Origin of the sequence: Flavobacterium sp. PL12, from assembly GCF_039123485.1 — a bacterium.
Classification (GTDB): domain Bacteria; phylum Bacteroidota; class Bacteroidia; order Flavobacteriales; family Flavobacteriaceae; genus Flavobacterium; species Flavobacterium weaverense.
The window spans coordinates 46683-73075 of the sequence record NZ_JBANDI010000002.1 but is presented as its reverse complement, the minus strand read 5'-3'; the positions used below and the strand labels follow the sequence as shown (position 1 = coordinate 73075).

The 26393-nt window shown below is 34.2% G+C and carries 20 protein-coding genes; 9 read left to right on the top strand and 11 right to left on the bottom strand.

Annotated elements, in window-relative coordinates:
• Positions 1-32 precede the first annotated feature (32 nt).
• The 6 genes from RCH19_RS01490 (at position 33) to rlmB (ending at position 11480) form a co-directional block, all read left to right on the top strand.
• Positions 33-3116, top strand: coding sequence for a SusC/RagA family TonB-linked outer membrane protein (locus RCH19_RS01490; RefSeq protein WP_343021749.1), 3084 nt, complete (start codon positions 33-35; stop codon positions 3114-3116).
• Positions 3117-3126: 10 nt separating this feature from the next.
• Complete coding sequence (locus RCH19_RS01485; RefSeq protein WP_343021748.1) at positions 3127-4647, top strand: SusD/RagB family nutrient-binding outer membrane lipoprotein; 1521 nt, start codon at positions 3127-3129, stop codon at positions 4645-4647.
• Positions 4648-4658: 11 nt separating this feature from the next.
• Positions 4659-5480, top strand: coding sequence for a hypothetical protein (locus RCH19_RS01480; RefSeq protein ID WP_343021747.1), 822 nt, complete (start codon positions 4659-4661; stop codon positions 5478-5480).
• Positions 5481-5947: 467 nt separating this feature from the next.
• Positions 5948-9217 (top strand): SusC/RagA family TonB-linked outer membrane protein, encoded by a 3270-nt coding sequence (locus tag RCH19_RS01475; protein WP_343021746.1) that lies wholly within the window; start codon positions 5948-5950, stop codon positions 9215-9217.
• A gap of 3 nt (positions 9218-9220) precedes the next feature.
• A complete protein-coding gene (locus RCH19_RS01470) occupies positions 9221-10672 on the top strand; it encodes a SusD/RagB family nutrient-binding outer membrane lipoprotein (RefSeq protein ID WP_343021745.1) in 1452 nt (483 codons plus the stop codon).
• A 70-nt stretch (positions 10673-10742) separates the two neighbouring features.
• Positions 10743-11480, top strand: a complete 738-nt coding sequence (gene rlmB / locus RCH19_RS01465) for a 23S rRNA (guanosine(2251)-2'-O)-methyltransferase RlmB (protein WP_343021744.1) — start codon at positions 10743-10745, stop codon at positions 11478-11480.
• 47 nt (positions 11481-11527) lie between these two features.
• Here the strand turns inward: rlmB and RCH19_RS01460 are convergent, their stop codons facing one another.
• Positions 11528-12310 (bottom strand): rhomboid family intramembrane serine protease, encoded by a 783-nt coding sequence (locus RCH19_RS01460; protein ID WP_343021743.1) that lies wholly within the window; start codon positions 12308-12310, stop codon positions 11528-11530.
• Positions 12311-12734: 424 nt separating this feature from the next.
• On the opposite strand from RCH19_RS01460, the gene RCH19_RS01455 reads away from it, so the two are divergent.
• Complete coding sequence (locus RCH19_RS01455) at positions 12735-14012, top strand: replication-associated recombination protein A (protein ID WP_121925756.1); 1278 nt, start codon at positions 12735-12737, stop codon at positions 14010-14012.
• Between the two features lie 50 nt (positions 14013-14062).
• Here RCH19_RS01455 and RCH19_RS01450 read toward each other — a convergent pair whose 3' ends face one another.
• The 10 genes from RCH19_RS01450 to hpt form a co-directional block, all read right to left on the bottom strand.
• Positions 14063-14812 carry a hypothetical protein gene (locus RCH19_RS01450; RefSeq protein ID WP_343021742.1) on the bottom strand — a complete coding sequence of 250 codons (750 nt, stop codon included), beginning with the start codon at positions 14810-14812 and terminating at the stop codon, positions 14063-14065.
• A 2-nt stretch (positions 14813-14814) separates the two neighbouring features.
• Positions 14815-15504, bottom strand: a complete 690-nt coding sequence (locus RCH19_RS01445; protein WP_343021741.1) for a YjjG family noncanonical pyrimidine nucleotidase — start codon at positions 15502-15504, stop codon at positions 14815-14817.
• A gap of 9 nt (positions 15505-15513) precedes the next feature.
• On the bottom strand, positions 15514-16209 hold the full coding sequence (radC, locus tag RCH19_RS01440; protein ID WP_343021740.1) for a DNA repair protein RadC: 696 nt from the start codon (positions 16207-16209) through the stop codon (positions 15514-15516).
• Between the two features lie 35 nt (positions 16210-16244).
• Entirely contained in the window at positions 16245-17603 is a 1359-nt protein-coding gene (locus RCH19_RS01435) for a Mur ligase family protein (protein ID WP_343021739.1), read from the bottom strand.
• A gap of 37 nt (positions 17604-17640) precedes the next feature.
• A complete protein-coding gene (locus tag RCH19_RS01430) occupies positions 17641-18342 on the bottom strand; it encodes a hypothetical protein (RefSeq protein WP_343021738.1) in 702 nt (233 codons plus the stop codon).
• A gap of 126 nt (positions 18343-18468) precedes the next feature.
• A complete protein-coding gene (locus tag RCH19_RS01425; protein ID WP_343021737.1) occupies positions 18469-20613 on the bottom strand; it encodes a S46 family peptidase in 2145 nt (714 codons plus the stop codon).
• Positions 20614-20789: 176 nt separating this feature from the next.
• Positions 20790-21791 (bottom strand): GTPase ObgE, encoded by a 1002-nt coding sequence (gene obgE, locus RCH19_RS01420; protein WP_343021736.1) that lies wholly within the window; start codon positions 21789-21791, stop codon positions 20790-20792.
• A gap of 73 nt (positions 21792-21864) precedes the next feature.
• Positions 21865-23139 (bottom strand): hemolysin family protein, encoded by a 1275-nt coding sequence (locus tag RCH19_RS01415; RefSeq protein ID WP_121925748.1) that lies wholly within the window; start codon positions 23137-23139, stop codon positions 21865-21867.
• A gap of 220 nt (positions 23140-23359) precedes the next feature.
• Positions 23360-23932, bottom strand: a complete 573-nt coding sequence (locus RCH19_RS01410) for an adenylate kinase (RefSeq protein WP_343021735.1) — start codon at positions 23930-23932, stop codon at positions 23360-23362.
• A gap of 15 nt (positions 23933-23947) precedes the next feature.
• Positions 23948-24478 carry a hypoxanthine phosphoribosyltransferase gene (gene hpt / locus RCH19_RS01405; RefSeq protein ID WP_121925746.1) on the bottom strand — a complete coding sequence of 177 codons (531 nt, stop codon included), beginning with the start codon at positions 24476-24478 and terminating at the stop codon, positions 23948-23950.
• 107 nt (positions 24479-24585) lie between these two features.
• Here hpt and RCH19_RS01400 point away from each other — a divergent pair, with 107 nt between their 5' ends.
• Together RCH19_RS01400 and RCH19_RS01395 are read left to right on the top strand one after the other, a co-directional pair.
• The gene (locus RCH19_RS01400) at positions 24586-25116 is read left to right on the top strand and encodes a hypothetical protein (protein WP_343021734.1); all 531 of its coding nucleotides are present in this window, start codon (positions 24586-24588) and stop codon (positions 25114-25116) included.
• A 54-nt stretch (positions 25117-25170) separates the two neighbouring features.
• Positions 25171-26328, top strand: a complete 1158-nt coding sequence (locus tag RCH19_RS01395; RefSeq protein ID WP_343021733.1) for a 5-(carboxyamino)imidazole ribonucleotide synthase — start codon at positions 25171-25173, stop codon at positions 26326-26328.
• Positions 26329-26393: the final 65 nt, after the last annotated feature.

The following is a 26393-nucleotide window of genomic DNA, read 5'->3' as shown; positions in this document are numbered from 1 at the left end:
AAGTTTGTGAAACTAATTCAAAATATTATAAAATGAAACTAAAATTTAATGGATTCTTAGTACTACTAGTAGTACTTGTGGCGCAAATTACTTTTGCACAAGAAAGAGTAGTTTCAGGAACAGTTTCCGATAATGCAGGATTGCCCTTACCAGGGGTAAGTGTATTGATTAAAGGAACTCAAACTGGAACTCAAACAGACTTTGATGGAAAATTCTCTATCAAAGCAACACCAACCCAAGTCTTATTGTTTAGCTATATTGGGATGAAGTCGCAAGAAGCTTCAGCTAGCTCAACAAAAATTGCAGTTAAACTTAAAGATGATTCAGTTCAACTTGAAGGAGTAGTTGTTACTGCATTAGGTATCAAAAGAAAACCGAAAGAGCTTTCTTATGCAGTAGAAAACATTAAAAGTGACGATTTAACAAAAACTAAAGCTGTAAACGTTGCAACTGCATTAGCAGGTAAAGTTTCTGGTTTACAAGTTAACGTTACTAATAATGGTATTAATCCTAGTACAAGAGTTGTATTAAGAGGAAACAGATCACTACTTGGAAACAATGAGGCACTTATTGTAATTGATGGTTTTCCATCTGCAAGAGGTGTACTTGATCGTATCAACCCAAATGACATTGATAACGTAACAATCTTGAAAGGTGCAAATGCATCAGCTCTTTACGGAACAGAAGCTGCAAACGGAGTTTTAGTTGTTACTACTAAAAAGGGTTCAGGTAAGTTATCTATTACTTACAATTCTTCATTACAAATGGAAACTGTTTCTTACTTACCTAAGCTTCAAGACCAATTTGGTGTAGGTGGATTTCCTGATGGAACATTATTACCTCTTGAAAACGTTAACTGGGGACCTCGTTTTGATGGCCGTTTAGTTGATGCAAGTGAAGTTACACTTGACGGTACTACTTTGCAAGTGCCATTTTCTCCGATCAAAAATAACGTAAGAAACTTTTTTGATACGGGAATTTCTACAAGACATGGTGTTACGTTTAAAGGTGGTGATGAAAATAGCGATTTTTTATTCTCTATTGACCAAACAAACACTAGCGGTATCGTTCCAAAGGATACTTACAACAGAACAAACGTTAGATTAAAAGGTAGCAGAAAATTTGATCGTTTAAGTGTTGGTGGAAACGTTAGTTTTTTCAGAGCACATGCTAATCAAGTAAGTGAAGTTGCTGGAAGACAAGGTAGACCATTGTACTGGAATGTATTAAATACGCCACTACATATCCCTTTAGATCAAATGAAAAACTGGAAAGACGGTAGATATAGCAGAAATGAAGTTTCATTCTTCCGTTTCTACGAAAATCCATACTTCATCGTTGATACGCAAAGAGAAAAATCTAACTATACAGAATTCAATGCGTTATCTAACATTGATTATAAAGTAGCTGACTGGTTTACAATATCTTTAAACACAGGTTTCACAACTTTCAATGATGATTTCAAAAGACAATTTGGAGCATTAACTTATGCTTTCGAATTGGACGAACCTTATGGACAAATAGATGCATACGGTGCTAGCACAGCTTCTAGAATAACAATTGGACAACGTTTTAATAATGACTTATTGTTTAAATTTGATAAGGAAATTAACAAAAACTTTTCTACTAAATTAACTTTAGGTGTTAATACAAGACTCACTTCATCAAATGGAGTTGCAGTTAGTGGTGATAACTTAATTATCCCAGACTTCTACAACGTTTCTACAAGAACAGGAGATTTAATAGGATCAGAAGCTCTTAATCAATTTAGAAGACAAGGTGTTTACGGTGATTTCACTTTAGGATTTAAAGAATATTTATTCTTAAACGTAACTGCAAGAAATGACTGGTCTTCTGCATTGCCAAAAGACAGCAATAACTTCTTCTATCCTGGAGCAGGTTTATCATTTGTAGTTTCAGATGCATTTCCTGGAATCAAAAGCGATAACGGAATTGATGTTTTAAAAGCTACAGTAAACGTAACTAAAACAGGTAATGACCCATCAGCTTACGATATTCAAAGTATTTTTGCAGCACCAGCAGGTTTCCCTTATGGTACTACAACAGGATTATCTCAAGGAGCTAGAGATCCAGATCCATCATTAAATCCTGAATTTACTTTATCTAAAGAGGTAGGTATTGAATTAGGTTTATTCAACAGCAGATTAATGTTTAATGGTACATTGTACCAAACTAATACTACTGACCAAATCGTTCCGATTAACGTTTCTGTTGCTTCTGGAGCAACAAGTATCCTTGCGAATATTGGAGAAATTCAAAACAAAGGTGTGGAACTAGATTTAAAAGGTACAATTATTAGATCAAACGATTTTAGCTGGAAATTAGGAGCTAACTACTCAGGATATAAATCTAAAGTAGTTTCATTATTTGAAGGTGTTGATGAAGTAGTTATTGGAGGTTTTACTGATGCAACAGTTATAGCAAAAGTGGGAGAATCTTATCCTTTAATTAAAACAACATCATATGACAGAGATCCTCAAGGTCGTGTAATCGTTGGAGCTAATGGTAACCCAGTGAAATCTTCAGATTTGAAGGTTCAAGGTAAAACTACTCCTGATTACATTGTAGGTATGAATACAACTTTTTCATACAAAGGATGGACATTATATGCTGTAGCAGATTACAGAACTGGACATGTTTTTTACAATAACCTAGATGATTTATTATCTTTTACAGGTTTATCTGAGCGTACTGCTAGTGCAGGAAGACAGGCATTCGTTTTCCCAAACTCAGCATATTCTGATGGAGCAGGTGGATTTACAGCAAACAATGATCGCTTAACAGCAGGTGGTGGAAATGCTTTCTGGGATGAATACGGTACTATTAAAGAAAATTTTGTAAGTGATGCAACAACTCTAAAATTAAGAGAAGTATCATTATCTTATGACTTTTCAAATGACTTTACTTCAAAAATTGGTATTCAATCTATGAATGTCGGTGTTTTTGGTAGAAATCTATTAACACTTAGACCAAAAGACAATACAACAACAGATCCTGAATTTAACTTAAATACAGGTAACGGAGTTGGTGTAGGATCTCAAGCTCAAACACCTCCTACAAGACAGTTTGGTTTAAACTTTAATATAACATTTTAATACATAAAATATGAACACAAAAACAATCATAAAATCATGTGTAGTACTTTTAGTTACTGCCTTGACTACCGTAAGCTGTAGTGATTATTTAGATGTCAATGATAATCCTAATAGTCCTGCATCTTCAACACCTTTCCAAACGTTACCAGTTGCACAGAGAGATCTAACGGCTTTAAATGCTCGTGAAATGACTTACTTAGGGAATTTTATTTCCTACAACTGGGCGACTCCATCAAACTGGTCAGCTAATCAGGAATTCTCTAGATACACGATCAATTCAAGCTTTTATTCAAATATCTTTGAAACTTCGTATGCTACGATTTTCAAGAACTTGACTTACGTACAAAACTACACTGATAAGACAGGTGTAGTAGATTACAGCGCATACAAAGCTATAGCGTCAGTATTAAAAGGTTTTCAGTACCAATATTTAGTAGATCTTTATGGTGATGTTCCTTATACAGAAGCTAACTTAAGAAGTGGTAATATCACTCCTAAGTATGACGATGCACAAACGATCTATAAGGCGGTAATTGCTGATTTAACTTCAGCTGCTGAATTAGCATTAGACTTACCAGACAATGCAGAGAGTCCAGGAAAACAAGATATTATCAACAAAGGTGATATGACTAAATGGGCTAAATTTGCGAATAGTGTTAAATTGAGAATGCTTATTCGTTTAAGTAACACAAACCAAGATGCTTACATTAAAGCGCAAATAGCATTAATCGATGCGAATGGTGCAGGTTATATTACAGCTGACGTTGCAACTCAACCTGGATATAGCGATAATGCTGACAAGCAAAATCCTTTTTACGGATATTTCAGAAAACCTAGCACAAATGCGGAACAAGATAGAGGAGATTATACTGTTGCAACTGATTACGTTGTAAATTATTTGAGTGGTACAAATGACCCTCGTTTAAATAGATTGTATGCAGGAGCTAAAACTGGTGGAGCATTCAAAGGAGCTCCTCAAACTACAACTCTTCCTGGAGTAGGATTTACTTCTAATGATCTAGCAAAAATTGGTCCTGGATTAATAGTACCAACTACAGGAATGACAGCAGCTCAAACGATAATGAGTATGCCAGAAATTTTATTATTGCAAGCTGAAGCAATAGCTAGAGGATATATCGCTGGTGGAGATGCTGCTGCAAAAACTAAGTACGAACAAGCAATTACCGCTTCATTTACTAGACTTGGAGTGCCTACTGCCGCAACTGCTGCCGTAACTTACTATTCTCAAGCATTACCAAATGTTGCTTGGCCAACAACAGGCAACTTGAGTGCAAAAGTTCAAGCAATCATTACTCAAAAGTGGGTAGCATTAAATGGTACATCGTCTATTGAATTATGGATTGAAAAAACCAGAACTGGCTTCCCAGCTGGATTACCTCAACCTGCAGAAGGAGGAGGAATTAGACCAGTTAGATTGCTTTATCCAGGATCTGAAAATTCAAGAAACTCGTTAAACGTACCAAAACAAACTGCACAAACTGCTTTTACTTCTAACCCATTTTGGAAATAAAAAATATAATTATGAGAAATATTTCAATAAGATCAAAAGTCGCAGGACTTATAATGCTCATGGTAGCTTTTAGCTCCTGTGATGCAGTTTTGGAACAAGACAAAACTGAATTTGGAAAAGGGCCGATTCTTGCTCAATTTGCTAAAGCAAGCACAACTGCTAAATTTTTGCAAGATGGAAAAATTCAAACTTACAATTATCCATTAACAATTATTGGCGGTAACAATGAGCCAATAAACGAGCCAGTAACTATTACTATTAGTGTAGATCCTAGTTCTACTGCAGTTTCTGGAAAAGAATATACGTTAGAAAAAACTACGTATACTATTCCAGCTGGAGAGATGAGTGTAAATGCTGAAGTAAAAGTAATTACAGCTAACCTTGACTCTTTCAACGCTAAAACATTGGTTTTAAAAGTTGAATCTTCAAGTAAAGGTGTTTCTGATAGAAATAAAGCTAAAATAGTTTTACAAGCAGTTTGTCCTTTAAACTTAAATAGTTTTTTAGGTAACTATACTTCTACTACTGGTACAAGTTCTAAAACTTCAGTAATTACCTTAGGAGCACAACCAAATACGTTATTAATCACGACGGGAGCAGAGAAGATTTTAATCGAATTAAATCCTGATCCAGTTAACGGTACGATTACTTTTGTTCCTAAAGGAGCAGTATTATCAATGCATCCTTCATATGGTCCAATATGGGCTACAACTATAGAAGCAGATGCTTCTAACTATAATTCATGTGACATGTCTATGGATCTAGAATTTAAGAGGTGCGTAGGTATTGGATGCTTTGCGGGAACAATAGAAACAAGTTTCGTGAAGCAATAAAGAGTAACATTTTTATATTAGTTAAACGTCCTTTTAAATTTATTTAAAAGGACGTTTTTCATTTACAGATATTTAGAATAATTTACCACAGTATTGACACTTTTATACTATTTGAGTATAATTTTTAAACAGAACTATATTTTATACGACAAATAATTTTTAATGCGAAATTGAACTCTAAAATCAACATTTTCATAATAATGCTGATAAAATAAATTTTAAGTGAGTTTATATTGTAGATAAGTAAATATCCTACATAAAATGGTAAAAAAATACAGTGAAACCTTACTATCAGTGCGATACCAGTGAATTCTCACAATTATTAAAAATGAATTTTGAATCATATTTTGTTAGATAAAGTACTTTTAATATAATAAAAACAGCCACTTGGTGTTAAAAGTTAAAAGAAATTAGGAATTTTAACGATTTATTAAGAGGTTTGCGAGACTAATTCAAAACATTATAAAATGAAACTAAAGTTCAATGGATTCTTAATGCTATTAATAGCATTAGTGGCGCAGATTACATTTGCGCAAGAAAGAGCCGTTTCAGGAACTGTTTCCGACAATTCAGGATTGCCTTTACCAGGCGTGAGCGTATTAGTCAAAGGAACTCAATCTGGAACACAAACTGATTTTGATGGAAAGTATTCTATCAGAGCAACACCTAGCCAAGTGCTTGTATTTAGCTACATCGGGATGAAATCTCAAGAGGTTAAAGCAAGTTCAAGTTCTATGAACGTCAAACTAGCAAGTGAAGCAATCGAACTAGAGGGTGCTGTCGTTACAACAGCATTAGGAATAAGAAGAGAGAAAAAATCTCTTACTTATGCTTCGCAAGAAGTAAAAGGTGGTGATATCACTGCAGGTGCAGGAAGTGGAAACTTCTTCAATGAACTTTCAGGTAAAGTAGCAGGAGTAGCAATTAGAAGAAACAACAACTTTGGTGGTTCTACTAACATTGTATCTCGTGGTATTAAAAACCTTACTGGAAGTAATCAGATGCTTGTAGTAATTGATGGTGTTCCATTGAACAACTCAAACGTAAACTCTAATACTGGTGGTCAAACTACAGGTTCTGGTACAACATATGACTATGGAAATAGTGCAATGGACATCAATCCTGATGATATTGAATCAGTAAACGTTTTAAAAGGAGCGGCTGCATCAGCATTATACGGTTACCAAGCTGGTAATGGTGTAGTAATGATTACAACTAAAAAAGGAAGAGCTAAAAAAGGTTTAGGAGTAACCATATCTTCTGAAGTTACAGTTGGTAGTATTGACAAATCAACATTTGTTAAATACCAAGATAAATACGGAGCTGGTTATGGTCCTTATTACGGTCCAACTGGAAAAGGTCCTTTTGACAGAGCAGACATTAATGGTGACGGAACTATTGACAATGTAGTTCCTACTTATGAAGACGGTTCATGGGGAGCTGCTTTTGATCCAAATATTATGGTTTATCAATGGAGTGCATTTACACCTTTTACTGATCAATTCGGTAAAGCTACTCCTTGGCAAGCTGCAAAAAATACTCCACTTTCATTTTTTGAAACACCACTTTCTATTGGTAATTCAATCTCTTTAGAAGACGGTAATGACAAAACTAATTTTGTTTTAAACTATAATAATTTTAGACAAACTGGTTTAATGCCAAATTCTGAAATGAAGAAAAACAGCTTTAGTTTGAAATTTAGTCACGAAATTTCAGATAAATTATCTTTATCTTCTTATGTGAACTACAACGCACAAACTACAGTAGGTAGAAACTCAACAGGATATAGCGCTAACATTACAGGTTTATTCCGTCAGTGGTGGCAAACTAACGTTGATATCAGCGAATTAAAACAAGCTTATGATAGATCAGGTGGTAAAAATATCTCTTGGAACATGACAAGCCCTATCAAAGGAAACCTTATTCCAGCTTTCTGGGACAACCCTTACTTTGAAAGATACCAGAATTACCAAAATGACGAAAGAAATCGTTTCAACGGTTACGTAAAATTAGATTATAAATTTACAGACTGGTTAACTGCAACTGGACGTGTATCTACAGATACTTACGCTGAATTAAGAGAAGAAAGAAGAGCTTTTGGTGCAAAAGCACAAGCATTTGGTATTAACCGTTTGTCAGAATCTTCAGGATACCAAAAATTCAACCGTAATTTCTCTGAGCAAAATTATGATTTCTTCTTAGCATTCAAGAAAAACATCAGCGAAGACATTACTTTCAACGGAATCCTTGGAGGTACTGCAAATAGAATAAGAACAACGTCTATCTTAGCTTCAACGCAAGGCGGATTAATTGTTCCTGGAATCTACAGTTTATCTAACTCAGTTGCAGCTAACCCTTTCCCAGTTGAATCTGAAGTAAATACAGGAGTTAACTCTTACTATGCTTCTGCTTCTTTTGGATACAAAGATTTTATCTTTGTTGATGGAACTTATAGACGTGATGCATTCTCCGTATTACCTGCTGGAAATAACTCAATGCCTACTTCTTCGATTTCTGGAAGTTATGTATTTACAAAATCTATCGATGCTCCATGGTTATCTTTTGGTAAATTAAGAGCTAGTTATGCTGAAAGCCCATTAGGTTCTCCTTCACAAGCTTTAGTTGACGCTTATGATAAATCAGATCCATTTGGTTCAAACCAAATTTATTCCGTTCCTTCTACTAAGAACAACTCAGCTTTACGTCCAGTAAAATCAACGACACAAGAACTTGGTTTAGAAATGCAATTCTTCAACAGAAGACTTGGATTTGATGTTGCTGCTTACAAAACGTTGAGTGTTGATCAAATTTTCCCAGTATCTTACCCAACATCTACAGGTTATTCTTCAAGATATGTAAATGCAGGTTCTGTTGAAAATAAAGGTATTGAGGTTCAATTTAATTTGACTCCAGTAAGAACGAATGATTTTACATGGGACATATTTGTTAACTGGGCTACTAATAAAAATGAAGTAGTAAGTTTAAATGAAGGTCTTCCAAATTTACAATTAGGAAGTTTCCAAGGTGGAGTTACTATTAACGCACAAGTAGGACAAGCTTACGGAGCGATTAAAGGAACTGACTTTACTTACCTTAACGGTGAAAGAGTTATTAGCCCACTAGGACGTTATGTAATCAATACATCTACAAACAATGTAATTGGTAATGTTACTCCAGATTGGACTGGTGGTGTTCGTAATAAATTTACTTACAAAAATTTATCTCTTGGTTTCTTAATTGATATGCAAAAAGGTGGAGATATTTTCTCTTTAGATCAATCATACGGTCAAGCATTAGGAATATCACAATCAACTGCAGGATTAAATGATTTAGGTAAACCAGTACGTAATACACTTGCGAATGGTGGAGGTCTAATCCATAAAGGTGTTCAAGCAAACGGAACTCCAAATACAGTTAGAACATCTGCTCCAGAAGAGTACGGTAACGTTTTTGGTTATAGAAGAGCTCCAAATGCTGCTTTCATCTATGATGCATCTTTCGTGAAATTAAGAGAAGTTAACATTACTTACAGTTTTCCAACTTCAATTACCTCAAAATTAAGATTAACAGACATGAAATTCAGTGTTGTTGGTTCTAATCTTTGGATCATTCACAAAAACCTTCCAGAAGCAGATCCAGAATCTGGTTTAGCATCTGGTAACTTATCTTCTGGTTATTCAGCTGGTTCATTACCATCGACAAGAAATATCGGTTGTAACCTAACATTTAAATTCTAAATTATGAAAAAGATAGTATTATTAATGGCGTTTGTCGCACTATCAGTTTCTTGTACTGATGATATTACCGGATTAAATGAAGACAAAAAAAATCCGACCACAACACAACCTGAGTATTTATTTACATCTGCCCAAAAAGCAATGGTAAACCAAATGCAAAGTACTAGCGTAAATAATAATGTTTTCCGTTTATTCGCACAGCACTGGACTGAAACTACTTATCCTGATGAAAGTCAGTATAATATCACGACACGTTCTATTCCAGATACGCACTGGACTGTGTTTTATCGCGATGTAATTACAGATTTGAGAGAATCAAAAATGTTATTAGACGCTCAAACACCGCTAAACGCTGCTGAAACAGCGATTTTGACTAACAAGAAAGCAATTATTGATATTCATATCGCTTATTCTTACAGTATTTTAGTTGACACTTTTGGCAATGTTCCTTACACTGAATCAAATGACATTTCAACTAAACCATTACCTAAGTACGATGATGCAAAAACAATCTATAAAGACCTAATCACTAGATTAACTGCTGATGTAGCTGCATTGTCAACTACAGCAGGAAGTTTTGGAACTGCTGATTTAGTTAATGGTGGATCTGCTGCAAAGTGGAAAAAATTTGCTAACTCATTGCGTTTACGTTTAGCTGTTAACATGTTTGATGTTGAACCAGCTTACGCAACTACTGAAATTTTAGCAGCTGTTGCAGCTGGTACGATTGCTTCAAATAGTGAAAATGCAAAATTAAATTACTTAGGAGCACAACCAAATGCAAACCCATTATTTGTTGATTTAGTCGCGTCAGGTAGAAATGACTTTGTTCCTGCTAATACTTTAGTAGATAAAATGAATGCTAAATCGGATCCAAGAAGAGCAAAATACTTCGCTTTGAATGATGGAGCGACTACTTATTCAGGAGGTATTTACGGAGCTGGAAACACTTATGAAAATTTCTCTAAAATCAATCCAAGTTTAACTTTACCTTCTTACCCAGGAACTATATTTGACTACGTTGAAATAGAATTCTTATTGGCAGAAGCTGTGGCTAAAGGTGTTGCTGTAGGTGGTACTGTTACAACTCACTACAATGCTGCAATCACTGCATCAATGGAAAGCTGGGGAGTAGGCGCTACTGATATTGCTACTTATTTAGCTAGACCTGATGTTGCTTATGCAACAGCTACTGGTACTTACAAACAAAAGATTGGTGAACAAGCTTGGTTTGCATTATACAACAGAGGTTTTGAAGCATGGAGTTCTTACAGAAGATTAGATTTCCCAATTTTAGTAGCACCAGTTGCTGCTTATAACGGAATCGCTGCTGTACCAGTTCGTTATTCTTACCCTGCAAGAGAGCAGACTTTAAATACTGCTAATGTTGACGCTGCAATTGCTGCAATAGGCGGTAATGCTCTTTCAACTAAAATATTCTGGGATAAATTCTAATTTAGTCCAAAATTAAATACTTAAAAACCCATCAGTACCAACTGATGGGTTTTTTTTATATCTTTGCACAATGGAAAAAGAACATCAAATATTTGGGATTAGAGCGATCATTGAAGCAATCCAAGCAGGCGCTACAGTAGATAAAGTCTACATTCAGAAGGAAGCTAGCAGCGAACTAATGAAAGACTTAATGAAAGTGATGAAGCGAGGAAATATTAATTTTTCCTATGTTCCCGTTGAAAAACTAAATAGACTAACGCCTAATAACCATCAAGGTGCTGTAGCAACAATTTCTCCTATTTCATTTTTTGACTTAGAAACTTTAATAGAATCAGTTGTTGAAAACGGAAAAAAACCGTTGTTCTTAATCTTAGATCAAATATCTGATGCACGTAATTTTGGTGCAATAATTCGTACTGCCGAATGTACAGGCGTAAATGGAATTATAGTTCAAAAAGCAGGTTCTGCACCTGTAAATGGCGATACAGTAAAAACATCCGCTGGAGCAGTATTCAATATTCCTATTTGCAAGGTGGAACATATTAAAGATGCTATTTTTCTTTTACAAGCTAGCGGAATTAAAACTGTTGCTGCAACTGAAAAAACAGATAAAAATATCTACGAAATTGCATTAGACGAACCGGTAGCAATCATTATGGGTTCAGAAGATCGTGGTGTAAACCCATCTGTTTTAAAAATCGTTGATGAGAAAGCTAAATTACCAATGTTTGGAACTATCGGCTCACTAAATGTTTCCGTGGCTTGTGGTGCTTTTCTATATGAAACGGTAAGACAAAGACAACAATAAGCGACCAATCTTTTTTAAAAAGAGGTAGAGAATATATAAAAAACGAATCAAGACTCCAGTTTTGATTCGTTTTTTTCGTTTACTACAATGATATAATTAACTGGTAAATCAGTCGTGAAGTAGCTTATAATTAGCTCCTCCTCTACCACTACCGGTAAATTAACAAAATTACCATTATCATCAAATCGCTGCATAAATTTATCGTTTATTGGATCGTAGTCAGGCATTTCCCATTCATATTTGGCCACTTTTTTAAATTCAGGTGTTTTATAAATAATCGATAGAATAAATCCAGTCAACAATCCTGCTAAATGTCCTTCCCAAGAAATTGATTTTTCACCACGAACATCAGGTGTTGGAAAAATGTACCATACTAGTCCACCGTAAACAACGATAACGGCAAGCGATAAGGCAACGAGTCGGATATGTTTTGTTTGAATTCCTTTGAAAAAGATAAAGCTAAATAACACATAAATCAATCCGCTTGCGCCAATATGGTAATTTTCCCTACCAATAATCCATGTTATCATACCCGACAATAAAATGCCATAAACTATTACTGCTAGAGATTGCTTTGGGTAAAAAAACTGCAATGCTGCTAAAAGAACTAAAATAGGAATTGAATTATTATATAAATGTTCTAAATCAGCATGGATAAAAGGACTAAAGATTACACCTTGTAAACCAGAAAAAGACCGAGGGTAAATTCCGTTTTGCACAAATTTAAAATCGAATCGAAAATCAAGCCAAAATACTAGCCACAATACAACAACAAATAAAAGAGGTGCTGTAATCACAGCGTTAGTAAATTTAAAATGTTTGTCGCTCATCTTTTATCGTGTTGGATAGTTACTTATCTTTTCAATAATGGAACCAAAGTAAAAATAGTGCTATTTTGTCATCTTTATGCTGAAGATGATCACGGTTAACAATAATAGAATACCTTCTAGAGGAATTTATTATAGTGTACATCTTTGTCAAAGTTCTAAACTTTGACAAAGATTCCTTTAACTAGCCGAATATCATCGCAAAGCGGAAAGTAAGAATCGAAATTTAATCTACCTATTAACGATTTTCTTTTTGAATAATACTCTCATAGCCCAGATAGAAATGAAAATCCTTGATTGCCGGTGTTCGGCATGCAAGATTGCAAAGGATAGCTGGAATAGCTCCTAAAAAAATAGTAATTTTACACTGTATTAGCAGCGCTAAACTGAATTGTACAAATCTTTATCTCGGAATAAAAGTAATAAAATGGAAGCACCACTTGCAGAACGCATTCGCCCTCAAAAACTTGAAGAGTATATTAGTCAGGATCATTTAGTTGGCCCAAACGGATCTTTAACTCAGCAAATTATAAAAGGAATTATTCCTTCAATAATTTTTTGGGGTCCGCCGGGAACAGGGAAAACCACTTTAGCACAAATTATTGCGCAAGAATCTAAACGTCCTTTCTATATTTTGAGCGCTATAAATTCTGGTGTTAAGGATATTAGAGATGTTATTGAAAAAGCAAAGCAAAGTGGCGGTTTGTTTACTGCACGAAATCCTATTCTTTTTATTGATGAAATTCATCGTTTTAGTAAATCGCAGCAAGACTCTTTATTAGCAGCAGTAGAAAAAGGTTGGATAACACTGATAGGTGCTACTACAGAAAATCCGAGTTTTGAAGTTATTCCCGCTTTACTTTCTCGCTGCCAAGTTTATGTATTGAATGCTTTCACAAAAAAAGATCTAGAAGCACTTTTAGACCGCGCGATGACAACTGATGCCTATTTAGCAACTAAAGATATAAGACTAAACGAAACAGAGGCTTTACTGCGTCTTTCTGGAGGCGACGGACGCAAACTATTGAATATTTTTGAACTAGTAGTAAACGCTTCTAATGAAGACGAAATTATCATCACTAACAAACGCGTTTTTGAATTAGTGCAACAAAACACCGTTTTGTATGACAAATCAGGTGAGCAACATTATGACATCGTTTCTGCATTTATAAAATCAATTCGCGGTAGTGATCCTAATGGAGCCGTTTATTGGTTGGCTAGAATGATTGAAGGTGGCGAAGACGTAAAATTTATTGCAAGAAGGATGCTTATCTTGAGTAGTGAAGATATTGGTAATGCAAACCCAACAGCCTTTATCATGGCAAATAATACATTTCAAGCCGTAACAACTATTGGTTATCCAGAGAGCAGAATTATTCTCAGTCAATGTGCCGTTTATCTTGCAACTTCAGCTAAAAGCAATGCGTCGTATCTAGCAATAGGAACTGCGCAACAATTAGTAAAACAAACGGGGGATTTACCAGTGCCGATTCATTTGAGAAATGCACCAACCAAATTGATGAAAGAATTAGGATATGGTGAAGAGTATAAATACTCGCATGATTATGCTAATAATTTTGCAGAGCAAGAATTTTTACCAGACGCTTTAAGTAAAAACCCAATATATATTCCCGGAAACAATTCAAGAGAGAATAGCATCCGGGAATTTCTTAAAAACCGTTGGAAAGATAAATACGGATATTAAATTCTAGCTATTAGCTATTGGCAATTGGCAATTGGCATATAATTAAAGTACTAAAACTTAACATTCACCCTCTCAGAAACTAATTGGTCATTTTTATAGTATTCAAAAAACCATTGATTTTCTTTTAAAATCAACGAACCTTGAATCGCATCTCTAATAGCGATAAAGGAATTTGGTTGCGAAGTTTTCATCAATTTCATTACTACTTTTGGTGTGCTATCAATCAACTGAAAACCTGTCGCAGTTGCCTGAGCATACAACATATTAACATCATTTAAAATCACAGCCGATTTTGTTACTTCAGCAGGAATCGCTTTAGCTACTGCAGGCGCTATCACTGTTTGCTGAACAACTGCTTCTTGAGTTTTTACAGTTACACCACTATACTTATACTGTAAATCATAAATAGACTTAAAAGCCTCGTTCAATGCATCAGCATAAGCAAGTTTAAATTCTTTTTCTTTGCTGCGTCCTACTGCGGATTTAAAGACAACTTTGTCATTACAATCCCTTAATGTAATATATAACTTTGTTACTAAAAACCCATTTTCCTTCTCCACATTAGCACGTAATACACTGCAACGATCATTATATTCTGCAGGAAGAGTTTCCTCAGCGTAAAACGCAACAAAACCTGCATTGATGAAATTGTATTTTGTCAAGGTGTTCAAACGATATTGATTTTCCTCTTTCAAAAAATCATATTTTAAGGGCACGATAACAGCGCTATAATCATTAATCGATTGCGCGAAAGAATTACTCACTACAAGTATCAAGAATAATAAGAATGACTTTTTCATAATTATAAATATTTTTTAAGTTCTAATAAATGATTAATATGTTTAATGTGGTCTTCGACAGCACTATTACTCTCATTGAAATAAATTGCGTCTAAACCGGCATCTAGTGCTCCTTGAACATCAGCATCTAAACTATCACCAATCATAATACTATTTTCTTTATTGGCTTTTGCCAAATCTAAAGCAAAGTCAAAAATTATTGGATTTGGTTTTTTGACACCGGCCATTTCAGAATTAGTAATTGTCGAAAAATATGAAGTGATTTTAGAATTGTTCATTTTTTTAAATTGAACCTCAGCAAAACCATTTGTTATAATATGTAAATTATAATTTGGTTTTAAGTATTCTAAAAGTTCCATTGTCCCGTCAAAAAGATGATTGTTTTCAGGTAAAAAAGCAATATATTCATCTGATATTTTATCTATTTCAGTATCTGATATTGAATAATTTATTGCGTCAAATGAATTTTTCAACCGATTGTAGCGCAGTTCCTCATGTGTAATTTTATCGTACTGATATAATTTCCAGCATTCTTGATTAATAGGAACATATTTTCCAATAAAATCTTTGATTTCAATTTCAGGATGGCTCCTACTAAAAATGCCGCCAAAGGTTAACTCTGAATTTTTGTCAAAGTCCCACAATGTATGATCTAAATCAAAAAATACGTCTTTTATATGTGTTTGTTTCATTTTATAAATTTAAAATATTCCTTCATCTGCAAAGCTAAAATAACTTGCTTCGGTTACGATAAGATGATCTAATACCTTTATTTCTAAACTTTCTCCTGCTAATTTAAGCTTTCTTGTAATTTGTTTATCAGCTTCACTAGGAACCAATGTTCCTGAAGGGTGGTTGTGACATAATATCAATGCCGTTGCTCCCATCTCGAGTGCAGTTTTGAATACTATTCGAACATCAACTAAAGTGCCAGTAATTCCACCTTTACTGAGCTGAGATTTTGATATTACTTTATTAGAATTATTCATGTAAATGATCCAAAACTCCTCGTGCGGCAATTCACCTATTATAGGTTGCATGATTTCAAAGATTACTTTACTAGAAGTAACTTTTTTTAATTCTACAGCTTCTTCTGAACGCCTACGTCTTCCTAATTCTAAAGCCGCTATAATCGATATCGCTTTCGCCTCTCCTATTCCTCTAAAAGTCATCAATTGTGAAATTGATAATTTACCCAATGCATTCAAATTATTGTCGACACTTGCTAAAATGCTCTTACTTAAATCAACCGCCGATTCATTTCGACTCCCCGATCCAATTAAAATCGCAATCAATTCCGCATCACTTAAAGCGCTTTTACCCTTCAGCATTAGCTTTTCTCTTGGTCTATCGTCTTCGGACCAATTCGTAATCGGGAAAAAGGAATTTTCAGCCATACTGTTGATTTTATATTTATTTATAGTAACGACTGCTAACCCAAAATCAAATCTTTTACTTCGTCAAAATTTAATCCTCCATAATTACCTGAACTCATCAATAGTAAAGCTGAATTTTCAAAATCCTGATTAAATAGGAAATCTTTGAATTCAGCAGGATTGGTGTAAATTATTAAGTCTTTACGATTGAATGCATTTGCAATTTGGTCATAAGTTACTTCTTCAAGTTGCTTTATTTTTACAGCGTCTGGCGAATAAAATACAACAGCTTTATCTGCATATTCCAGCGCACCTTCGTACTCTTTGAGAAATTCAGCATTTAAACTGCTATACGTATGCAATTCTAAGCACGCAATTAAAGTTCTATTTGGATATTGTTCCTTCACCGCTTTTGTTGTTGCTGCTACCTTACTAGGCGAATGAGCAAAATCTTTGTATGCTACTCTATTTTTACTTTCAGCGATTTTTTCTAAGCGTTTTGAAGCTCCTTTAAAACTAGCAATTGCCTCATAAAAATCAGCTTCGTCAACTCCCATGTTTTGACAAATCCATTTGGCTCCAGCCAAATTATTTAAATTATGCGCTCCAAAAACTTCTATTGGCATATCGCCCTCAGGAGTTTCAAGTAATGTTATCCCATCCTCAACTGAATACTTAGGCGTATGATATGCCATCTTACGGATTGGATTTGTTGCAGCTTCGGCAACTCGTTTTACCTCAGAATCTTCTTCATTATAAACTAGAATTCCGCCGTTAGTAATTTTGCCAATAAAAACCTCAAACTGCTCCACGTAATTCTCATAGGTCGGGAAGACGTTAATGTGATCCCAAGCAATACCAGAAATTAAGGCAATATTGGGTTGATATAAATGAAATTTAGGTCGCCTATCGATAGGTGATGATAAATACTCATCGCCTTCTAAAACGATAAAATCATTTTCTTCAGTGAGATGAACCATAGTTTCAAACCCTTCTAATTGCGCACCAACCATATAATCGACAGCAATATCATGATAATGCATTACATGCAGAATCATTGATGTAATCGTCGTCTTTCCGTGAGATCCACCAATAACAACGCGCGTTTTATTTTTAGATTGTTCGTATAGAAACTCAGGATAAGAATAAATTGTAATTCCTAATTCCTGCGCTTTTAATAATTCGGGGTTGTCAACTTTTGCATGCATTCCAAGAATAACCGCTTCGATATCAGCAGTTATTTTTTCAGGAAACCAACCTAATTCTGCTGGCAAAATTCCTTTTTTATCTAATCTAGATTTTGATGGCTCAAAAATGGCATCATCGCTTCCAGTAACTTTGTATCCTTTGTTGTGTAGAGCAAGTGCAAGATTGTGCATGGCGCTGCCGCCTATCGCTATAAAATGTGTACGCATTCTAGTTATTTAGTTTAAATTTTTTACGTCAAAGTGATTACAGTCTACTTTGATTTTTTTTATCATTATAAGATTCTAAAACAGACTTAGCTTTTTCAGGTGCTCTCATTTTATTTTTATACAGATTCGCTAGCTTATTATAACTTGTCTTAGAATCTGTTAGCGAAATCGCTTTTTTATATTGTTTTTCAGCTGCTTCATACCGTTTGAAGTACTCATCAATATGTCCTCGAGATAAGTAGCCATCTACTGCTGAAATTTGCAACAATTCATTAGAATATTTTATTGCTTTTGATTCGCTTCCGCCAATAATGCCAGGAAGTTGAATATATAATTCTATTAAAGCCCATCGTGCTTCAATGTGTTTTGGATTTAAAATGATGGCTTTTTCGAATGACCCTTTAACCTCATCAATCATTCCAAGTGCTTTAAACTTATTCGCATCTTTAGCTTTCATTCCTAAAGCTCCACCATATTTGTAATAGTAATTTGCTTCTAGAGGTTTCAAAGATTTGAGTTTCTTATAATACACAATAGCTTTATCCCAAGACTGACTTTGTCCAGCAATATCTCCTAAATATTCGATACTTTTTAAATCAGATGGATTAGAATTAATAAGCGATTCAAACATTGTTTGCGCTTGTTCGTACTTTTGTTCTTGAAACAATTTCTCCGCTTTTTCAAAGTTTGATTGAGACCACATCATCATTGGTATAAATAAAAAAATAATATGTTTCATTGTTCAAAAATAACGAAATTTATAATTGAATTCTATTTTCAACTGAAAAGGTTTGTATTATAAAAAAAGCCTCTTAACTTATTTTTAATTACAAGTTAAGAGGCTTTTAGAATTTATAACTCTAATCTATTTGACAATCGTCATTTCGTCAATGATATGTTTAGCACCTGCGTACTTATCAATGATCCAAAGTACATAACGTATATCTACGTTAATTGTTCTTTGTAATTCTGCGTCAAAAATTACATCTCCAGCCATAGCTTCGATATTTCCATCAAAAGCTATACCCGTAAGTTCTCCTTTTCCGTTTAAAACTGGTGAACCTGAATTCCCACCTGTAATATCATTATCAGTCAAGAAATTTATTGGCATGTAACCGTTTTTGTCTGCATATTGTCCGTAATCTTTAGCTGCATGCAACTCTAACAAACGAGCTGGCAAATCAAATTCTTGATCACCTGCTTTATACTTTTTAACCATTCCGGTCATTGTAGTATAATTGTTTATTTGTGCATCATTGCGTTTGTCAGCTGGTAAAGCACGCACTTTTCCGTAGCTCAATCTCAAAGTAGAGTTAGCATCTGGATATTTAATAGAATTCATTTTAGATTCACGTAAACCTGCTACTAGATTGCGAAAAGCGATTTCAAAATCATCAGCTGCTTTTATTTGCTCTACCGATCTTGCTCTCATTTTCACTGCTAATGCATTAGAAACAACATATAAAGGATCATTTACAATAGTTTCAGGTTTTGGATCTTTCATGAAAGCCATAACGCTTTCTTTAGTAGCAAATATACTTTTGGCAACAGCCATATTTACATAAGCGCTAAAGTCACCTTTGTTCTCTTCTTTCAATTTTGAAATAGCTTCAGGCAGGCCGTAAGCAGCTCCTTTAACAGTATACAAATTTAATTGAGCAGCAAAAATATCTTTCTCTAATGGAGCGTGAAATTTACCGTAAACATTCTCAACATATGCATTTAATCTTGGAAGCATTTCTTGTCTTTTCGCATCATTTTCTTTGAAATAAGCGATAAGTGAATTACCTAAATTAGCAGGAACACCACCATAAGCAGCTGTTCTCATTAATTGAGACAAATAGTTATCATGACTCGTTTTTAAATTTGTTTCAGCGTAATATTTATTAATCGTAGCGATCACAGTACCATATTTAGCTTTGTTTGCTTTCTTATTTGCCCAAGCATTAAATTTAGCTTCTTCTTTAGATTTAGTTTGTGCAGTTCCTGCCTTAGTCAACGCATCAATCATTCCTTGACGGTTTTTCCAGTAGTTAGCAGTTGAAGCGTACTTAGAAGCATATTCTAACTTTACAGCTTCATCTTTATCCATGTAGCGTTTCATTACATCCATTCCGGTTTTAGCACCTTCAACCCACGCCGGATAAGCAAATTTTACATTTTGCTCAATTCCACCTGCTGGCATCCAACGATTTGTACGACCAGGATATCCTAAAATCATAGCAAAATCATTTTCCTGAACACCTTTGATACTCACTGGTAAATGGTGCTTTGGTTGCAATGGTACATTTTCTTTAGAATATTCTGCTGGATTACCATTGGCATCTGCATAAACTCTAAACATAGAGAAGTCACCTGTATGTCTTGGCCATTCCCAATTATCAGTGTCTCCACCAAATTTCCCAACACTTTCTGGAGGAGTTCCTACTAAACGAACATCTTTATAATCTTGATAAACGAAATAGTAATATTCATTCCCTTGAAAGAAAGGACGAACAGATACAGTATATTTTCCGCCTTCGCTATTTTCTTTTTCAATAAGAGACATTTCTTGTTGAATCGCTTTATTTCTCTCTGCTTCAGTCATTTTATCGTTTACTTTCGACAAAATTCTTTTAGAAACATCATCCATACGAACGAAGAAACGAACGAATAATGATTTAGGTTTCATCTCAGCACTTCTATCTTTAGCCCAAAAACCATTTTTTAAATAATTTTGTTCTTCTGATGAAAGTTCAGCAATTGCATCGTAACCACAGTGGTGATTTGTAAGCACTAAACCTTCTTTTGAAACCATTTCAGCAGTACATCCACCGTTGAATTGAACGATGGCATCTTTCAGACTATGATTGTTGATACTGTAAATTTCTTCTGACGTAAGTTGTAAGCCCATTTTCTCCATATCTCTATGGTTCAATCTTTCAATAAACATCAAAAACCACATTCCCTCATCTGCTTTTGCTGGAAAAGCAACGAGGCACATGGTAAAGAATAAAATAATTTTTTTCATAATATAAATATTTTTTTAGTTCTGCGAATATAAATCATTTTCGCAATCTACCTATCTATATCCTAAACAAACATCAATATCAGATCTATATTTAATACAATTTTATGAATATAACAATAGAGCAAAAAAAAGTGCTCTATTTCTAGAACACCTTTTTTACAAAAATTTTTTATTCTTTATTCATTTAACATTTTCCAAAGCTTATCTTTCAACTCTGTTAATCCTTGTTGCGCAACAGATGAAATAAACATGTATGGAATACCTTTAAACGATACGTCTAATTCTGCTTTTAATTCCACTTTCAACTCATCATCAAGCATATCACATTTAGAAATAACTACCATACGTTCCTTGTCTAACATCTCTGGATTGTATTTAGTCAATTCATTCACTAAAATATCGTATTCTCCTTTTATATCTGGAGTATCCACAGGTACCAAGAATAACAAAGTTGAATTACGTTCAATATGACGTAAGAAATAATGTCCTAATCCTTTTCCCTCTGCTGCTCCTTCAATAATACCAGGAATATCAGCAATTACAAAAGATTGAAAATCTCTATATGCTACAATTCCAAGATTTGGTTTTAAAGTAGTAAAAGGATAATCAGCAATTTTAGGTTTTGCAGATGTCAGAACTGATAATAAAGTTGATTTTCCAGCATTAGGGAAACCTACTAAACCTACATCAGCAAGAACTTTTAATTCTAAAATTACATCCATTTCTATTCCTGGCAAACCCGGTTGGGAGTATCTAGGCGTTTGATTTGTCGAACTTCTAAAATGCCAGTTCCCTAAACCACCTTTACCTCCGCGAGAAAGTACTTGTTTTTCACCGTCTTCAGTAATTTCAAATAATATCTCTCCAGTTTCTTTATCTTTCACTACAGTACCTAATGGGACTTCAATGTATTTATCATCTCCATCAGCACCAGTACTTCTATCTCCACTACCATCTCCACCATTTCCTGCTTTGACGTGTCTTGCAAATTTTAGATGAAATAATGTCCATAGACTTTTGCTTCCAACTAAAAAAACGTGTCCACCACGACCACCATCACCACCGTCAGGCCCACCTTTTTCAATAAATTTTTCTCTATGCAAATGCGTTGATCCTTTCCCACCTTTTCCGGAAGAAACAAATATTTTTACGTAATCTACAAAATTCCCCTCTGTCATTTTTTCTACTATTCAATTTTCAACTATATCAATCAAAACTCATTTTGAGCTTCTAAACGATATATAACTATTATTACATTTGTAATGCTTTGACCATTACTTTATCAATCTTCACGCCATCCATGTCAATTACTTCCAACTCAAATTTTTGCCATATTAACTTCTCTCCTTGTTTTGGGATACGAGACAATTCCGTCATAATTAATCCGCTAACCGTAGTCACTTCATAATCATTGATTAATTCGTCTAATTCAAAATAAGTTAAGAAATCATGTAGTGAATAATGTCCATCAACTAACCACGTTCCATCTTCTCTTTCTATTAATTGGAAATCATCCTTATAAAATTCAGAAGCATCACCTACAAGGGCTTCTAAAATATCGTTTAGTGTTATTATTCCTTGAAAAACTCCATATTCGTCAGACACAAATGCGTAATGAATACCTGTTTTCTTAAAGTTTTCAAGTGCAACATAAGCCGTAGTTTGCTCCATCATAAAAGGAGCCTCAGTCATAATATTTGCAAGATTGAAATTTGGATTTTCAAAATTGGCGAAAATATGTTTAAGGTTAACAACACCTACAATCTCATCATAATTCCCATTATAAACCGGATAAATAGAATGCAGCTCTTTAAGCATAAACTCCTTCACTTCTTCCTTATTGGCATCAAGAGGCAAAAACATTACTGCTTTCCTGTGTGTCATCAAAGAGTTTATTTTTCTATCTCCAATGTGAAAAACGCGTTCCACAATATCTTGTTCTATCTCCTGAACTTCTCCGCCTTCAGTTCCTTCTTTGATGATTGCTTTTATTTCCTCTTCCGTTACTCTTCCGTCAGCGGTAGGTTTTATTTGCAATACATTCAATAAGAATTCTGTGGAATGTGTTAGCAACCAAATGAAAGGTGCTGTCACAATAGAAACAATTTTCATAGGTAAAGCGACTGCCTTAGCGATTGCTTCGGGATGATTTAATCCTATTCTTTTAGGCAGTAACTCTCCTAAAACTAATGAAAAGAATGTCAAGATAACAACTACAGAACCTACAGCCAGCGGATGTGCGTACGGTAAAAGCAATTGAAATCCTTGATAAAAGGTTTCAACATCTTTAGTGATCTTGTCACCACTATAAATACCAGTAAGAATACCTATCAAGGTAATCCCTATTTGTACAGTTGACAAAAATTTATTTGGCGAGTTTGCCAAATCTAAAGCAATTTTCGCGCTCTTATTTCCTTTTTTAGCTGCAGTTTCTAATCTATTTTTTCGTGCTGAAATCAAGGCGATTTCTGACATGGAGAAAACCCCATTTAGCAGTATTAGAAAAAATATTATTATTATTTCCAAGTTCTTATTTTAATTTGTTTAGGTATTCTAAATCGATTTTTCGTTTTTTAAAATCGAGTGTGTTTATTATTTAATACTTTAGCCCAGATTGCAGTGCAAAGCCCGGAATTTATAAAAGGTAATTTTCTTGACAGAAAAGAGCGACCAGCGGAAGCTCCTTTTATGGCTTAGAAAATACTTTTTATAAGTGAGGACTTGCAACGTAAAGCTGGAATAGCTTCTATAAACTATCAATAACTTTACTCACTCTATCGGTAATTTCTGCAATTGAACCAATTCCATTTACAGAGTGAAATTTATTTTGAGCTTCGTAATAACTAATTAGCGGAGCTGTTTTTTCATTATATTCTTCGTAGCGATTTCTGATTTTGCTTTCATCTTGATCGTCTATTCTACCACTAGTTTTTCCTCTTTCTAACAAACGCTGTACCAAGATCTCATCATCAGCTTCAAGTGCAATTGTTGCTGCTACTTTTGAACCTATTGATACAAGAAATGCATCTAATGCTTCAGCTTGAGCAAGTGTTCTTGGATAACCATCAAATAAAATCCCGTTAGTATCCGAGTGTTTATTCACCTCATCAATCAGCATTTTAGTCGTTAATTCATCTGGAACTAAATCTCCAGCATCCATGTAAACTCTGGCTTGTTTGCCTAGTTCTGTATCGTTTTTTAGATTAAAACGGAATACATCTCCAGTTGATATGTGCGTTAATTTATATTTTTCTTTCAAAAACTCAGCTTGAGTTCCTTTACCAGCTCCTGGCTTTCCAAATAAAACAATATTAGTCATGTTGTGGTTGTGTAGTTATTCTTTTAGTTTATATACTTCTGGTAAGTTTCTTCCTAAACCATCATAATCTAAGCCGTATCCAACAATAAATTTGTTTGGAATTCTAATCCCAACATAATCTATTTTAACGTCTTTAGTATATGCTTCTGGTTTAAAAAATAGTGTTGCTATTTTAAAATGTTTCACGTTTTGTTTCTTGAAAAGCTCTTTTAACTCTACTAAAGTGTTTCCAGTATCAACAATATCTTCTATTATAATGACACTTCTTCCAGTTAAATCTTGATTAAGACCAATCAATTGTTTTACGTCATTTGTGGTCTCAGTTCCTTCATAAGATGCCATTTTTATAAAAGAAACTTCACAAGGTTTTTTATATAATTTCATAAAATCAGAAACTACCATGAAAGAACCATTTAATACTCCTATAAATACTGGAGTTTCACCAATAAAATCATCCTCTATTTGAGCGACCATTTTAGTCAAAGCAAATTCGATTTCTTTGGCAGTAATAAATGGAACAAATTGTTTATCGTGAAGTTGTATCATTTTTTCAAGTTTAAAATAATGGGCAAATATAGCAATTTATGAATTGGGAATTCAGATTTAGAACCATAAGAATAATGTACATTTGAAAATAATATGTTTTTTCTATAATGAATAGTGATCTTTATAAAAATATAAATAATAGTAATGCTCATCGGTCTAGTAGAGATTCAATTGCGAACGAGGTTTTAAAGCAGGGAAATCTCTTTGCCGATTTATTTGAGATTGCCTTAAATACTAGTGACAAAAACCACTACAAGGCTTGCTGGATTATGGAGTTAGTTTTACAGGAAAAACTCGAGTTTCTAACGCAATACCTTCCTATCTTTTGTAACAAACTAACAGAATTTAAAAATGAAAGTGCATTGCGCTCTATTTCAAAAATTTGCATGTTCCTGAGCAAATATAATGTTTTAACAAAATTTCAAGAAGAACAAATAATCGAAAGCTGTCTTGACTGGCTAATCACTGACAGCGTTAAAGTAGCTACAAAAGCCTACTGCATCAGAGCTCTTTTTACACTTGGTAAAACCAACAAGTGGATATATCCTGAATTGCAACGCATCTTAATTGATGATTCTCATAAACATTCGTATGCCTATAAAGCCGTAGCTCGAGAAATTTTGAAGAAAATTAAGTAGCATTTTCGGAATTAGTGTTTAAAAAGTATCTTTGCCAAAACATACAACTACACAATGAATTATTTTTCTTCCGATTTTAAATTAGGAATACTTGGCGGTGGACAACTAGGTAAAATGCTATTGTTTGACACTCGAAAATTTGACATACAAACATACGTTCTAGATCCAAGCGACGAAGCGCCGTGCAAAATTGCGTGTGACCAATTCTTCAAAGGAGACTTGATGGATTATGAAACGGTTTATAATTTTGGGAAGTTAGTAAATGTTTTAACTTTTGAAATCGAACTAGTCAATCTCGACGCACTCGTTAAATTAGAAGATGAAGGATTAAAAGTTTATCCTTCACCTAAAACATTAAAATTAATCCAGAATAAAGGAATTCAAAAAGATTACTACACCAAACACGCAATTCCTACAGCTAATTACACAAGATTCGATGACATAAAATCTTTGATTGTCGCAATATTAGAATCAAAAATACAATTACCATTTGTGTGGAAATGTACTGAATTTGGTTACGATGGCAACGGCGTAAAAGTCATACGAGAAATTGCCGATTTAGATAATCTAGCGAATGTAGAATGCATTGCTGAAGAAATGATTCCGTTTAAAAATGAATTGGCAGTGATCGTTTGTCGTTCTCCGTCTGGACAAATAAAAACGTATCCTGTGGTAGAAATGGAATTCCATCCAGAAGCCAATCAAGTAGAATATGTAATTTGTCCCGCTCGTATCAATCAAGAAGTCGCTGATAAAGCAAGAGCAATAGCGCTAAATGTTTCTGAAAAATTTAATCATGTGGGTCTTTTAGCTGTTGAAATGTTTCAAACGGAAGACGATGAGATCATCGTAAATGAAGTAGCTCCACGACCTCATAATTCTGGACACTATTCAATCGAAGCGAGTTATACGTCACAATTTGAAAATCATTTACGAGCTATTTTAGATTTACCTTTAGGGAATACAGATAGTAAAGTAGCTGGAATCATGGTTAACCTTGTGGGTGCAGAAGGATTTTCTGGTGATGTTGTTTATGAAAATATTGAAAAGATTTTAGCTTGGAATGGTGTTACGCCACATATTTATGGAAAGAAACAAACACGTCCATTTAGAAAAATGGGACATGTAACAATTGTAAATAGTGATATTGTTGAAGCCAGACGAATTGCTGAAGATGTAAAAAATACGATAAGAGTTATAAGTAACACATAATCACAAATTTGACAGATTGCAGCTAATATAATTGCAGCTAATTTGTAAAATTAGTTTTCAAAAAT